The following is a 2608-nucleotide window of genomic DNA, read 5'->3' as shown; positions in this document are numbered from 1 at the left end:
AGGCTCCACCAAAGCCTGGGATATCGAACCCCGGTCGAGGTGGAAACCGAATTTTGGAAGAAGACCCCGCAACAGGGAATAATAGAAATCAAGGCAAATGCCTAGGAACAAAACTCGGGGCACTTCACTTGCGTGATCGGAAAGTCTTTGACAATCCCATTACCTGCCGCCAAGAAGTCTTTCGATGGTGCATGCGCTACAACACCCGCAGACGGCACTCCTGGTGCAACCTTCTAGCCCCCGATACCTTCGAAGCACTCACATCAGCTACACTGACCCAAGCAGCATAGCTAACCCCCGACGTGTCTACTTTCCGGGGGTCAGGCCCATCTTCCGACTAGGAAGATTCAAAATGGTTGGGAGAGTAAATTTATGTGGAAAAAGCTCTTGGCTACTGTGGGCGTTCTTCTGATGGCGCTTTCCGTTTACGCTAAGTGGCCGTATGTCGTGACGGTTGCTCTAGCAATTGTGGTCATTCTCCTCCTATTTCTTCCCTATGAGAAGAAATAGGACCTGAGCAGAGGTAGGAATTTAGATAGACCTACCTCTGCTTTGAACTGCTCCCCATTAGCTGGACTGAGAAATCAGTTACCGATTAGTGGGGAGTAGTTTTCATTGAGAGCTCGAAGTTCGCTGAGTGAGCATGAGCGCGAGCAGTTGGTTGAATTATTTGAGCAAGGCATGGGCTATGGTGCCGCTGCTACCGCTCTTGGTGTCTCCTTATAGGGCTAGCGGTAACGACGACTGTTTTGTTCGCTTTATTCTTAAGCACCTTAAGCGGATGGAAGGTACTTTGCCCATCGGTTGCGCTTCAATTCGCGTCACTTTTTATCGGATGGCTAGCCTCGGAACAACTTAGCGGCTCCTATGGTGGCGTAAGCGAACAGACCTAGTGTCACACTGCTAAGTGGAAGGTAGGTCTTGTTTTGGGGTGCCGTAGCCTTGGGGTCTATGAGCCGAAGTAAATACAGTCCCCAACAGGGAAAAGAAAATAAAACAGTCCCGGGCGAGGAAGAACAGTCTTCACAAACAAGTAGTTGGTGGCTCCTTGTCCTCATTGCCCTGTGTACCGTCACCACCATTGTCGATAAGCAAAGGCGGCACCCCTCTACAGCTCCAACAGAACTTCAGGATAAGCAGACTAAAAGGGGGCAGATTGAATCAAGCGCTTCTGACAATGGGCAAGGCCGAAATAAATGGAATCCTCAGACTTGGGGAAACTTCTCGCTAGTGCTGATTCAAGGGGCGCTATTCTCTTTGTTTCAAATAGTTGGCCCCAGTGGGAGTTGGGAGGATAAAGAGGGGGCGTTTACTCTTGTCTTCTGATAGCGCTGGTGGGGTTTGTAATTCTCTGCTTTACCACCACAATGAGCGCGTCTGGGGTTGTTATAACAGGTATGATGTTCCTGCTCCTTACAGTTTTCGGAACCTACTCAAGCCAGCAAAAAGTAGCGACTGGATGGATCATTTTCTTCCAGATTTCCATCCTAGTGGTCGCGTGGAAGGCTTCAGAAAGTCTCAAAGGGCCAAATCAAAAGTGGATTGAATAGGGAGCACGGAATGGCTGATATTGTTCATGAAGTCCAGGACACGCACCTGTGTGCGTTGTTTATTGGGGCGCACGGGGATACTGGAGACTACGAGTACGCACTAGACGCCGCCAACAGTGCCGCCAAGCACCTGCAAGCAATACAAGCGGAGTTGCCTGCCACTTCCCCACTGGCCCGCGACGCCGGCACACTCGCTAAATTTGTGCGCGCAGCACAACGGAACCTGTCTCAACAACGGCCCGCAGATAATCCCGACGAACTTCTAGACTTAGCCACCAGCCTCAAAGAACGACTGGAAGGCACGCGCTAAAGGAAACTCCCCTAGTGCTTCTCGTCGTTGGAAGCACTAGGGGAGAAGCCATCTGCGGGGGGATTGTGGCTTTTTTATTTTCCTTCCGTCCGACTATGTGCCGGGGGAGGTGCGCTGCGGACACCCAAAACCATACCGCCTTACAGCGCGCCCGCAACCGGAGCATCCCTCGGCAAGTGGATAGCTTTAAATTTAAGAATGCGTATATACACATATGTGTATATCAGTACATGGGTATAAAGTGATTTTCAGTTCAGCTCTCCACTTGACGACTTCCGTACGTATAGCATTATATACACACATACGCATGTCACTACCCAGGTAAGTCCTTCCTGAATCTATTCTTTTTGTATGACTCGAGTAATTTCCGTAATTCAGTCGAAGGGTGGTACGGGAAAGACCACACTTTCGGTAATGCTCGCAGAGGCAATTCGGAGGATGGGCTATACGGTCGCAGTCGCAGACGGCGATCCCCAGCAATCTGCCACCCGATGGGCAACCAAAGTGAAGGATTTTCCATTTCCTATCGAATCTGTCCGCAGCTCAAGTGATTTCTCTGGAGTTGTCAGGAGGGGGAACAATCCGGACTTTCTTATAGTCGATACCCCTCCAGGTGGTTTATGAGGTTACCCTCGTTTAGTGGACACCCTATTAGTACGGATCTTGTGTCCGTAGGAGAGGATGTTCATTGTGAGTTCGTCAAGGAAGAAGTACACCCCGGAGTACCGGCGTGAAGCCGCGAATCTGG

2 protein-coding genes and 1 pseudogene are annotated in these 2608 nt (G+C 50.4%); all 3 read left to right on the top strand.

From position 1 onward, the window contains the following. Nucleotides 1-158: 158 nt before the first annotated feature. Nucleotides 159-290, top strand: a pseudogene (locus D9V82_RS12865) (IS3-like element ISTesp3 family transposase); the annotation flags it as partial. Between the two features lie 1270 nt (nucleotides 291-1560). Then, nucleotides 1561-1860, top strand: a complete 300-nt coding sequence (locus D9V82_RS11875) for a hypothetical protein (RefSeq protein ID WP_239088646.1) — start codon at nucleotides 1561-1563, stop codon at nucleotides 1858-1860. Between the two features lie 351 nt (nucleotides 1861-2211). After that, on the top strand, nucleotides 2212-2484 hold the full coding sequence (locus D9V82_RS11865) for a ParA family protein (protein ID WP_259466323.1): 273 nt from the start codon (nucleotides 2212-2214) through the stop codon (nucleotides 2482-2484). Nucleotides 2485-2608: the final 124 nt, after the last annotated feature.

Source organism: Corynebacterium macginleyi (genome assembly GCF_003688935.1).
GTDB lineage: Bacteria > Actinomycetota > Actinomycetes > Mycobacteriales > Mycobacteriaceae > Corynebacterium > Corynebacterium macginleyi.
This window is presented reverse-complemented; position numbering and strand designations above follow the sequence as displayed.

Bases quoted from the DNA above. Each gene is read 5' to 3' on its own strand.
- D9V82_RS11875 (WP_239088646.1), top strand. From the start codon at position 1,561: ATGGCTGATATTGTTCATGAAGTCCAGGACACGCACCTGTGTGCGTTG.
- D9V82_RS11865 (WP_259466323.1), top strand. From the start codon at position 2,212: ATGACTCGAGTAATTTCCGTAATTCAGTCGAAGGGTGGTACGGGAAAG.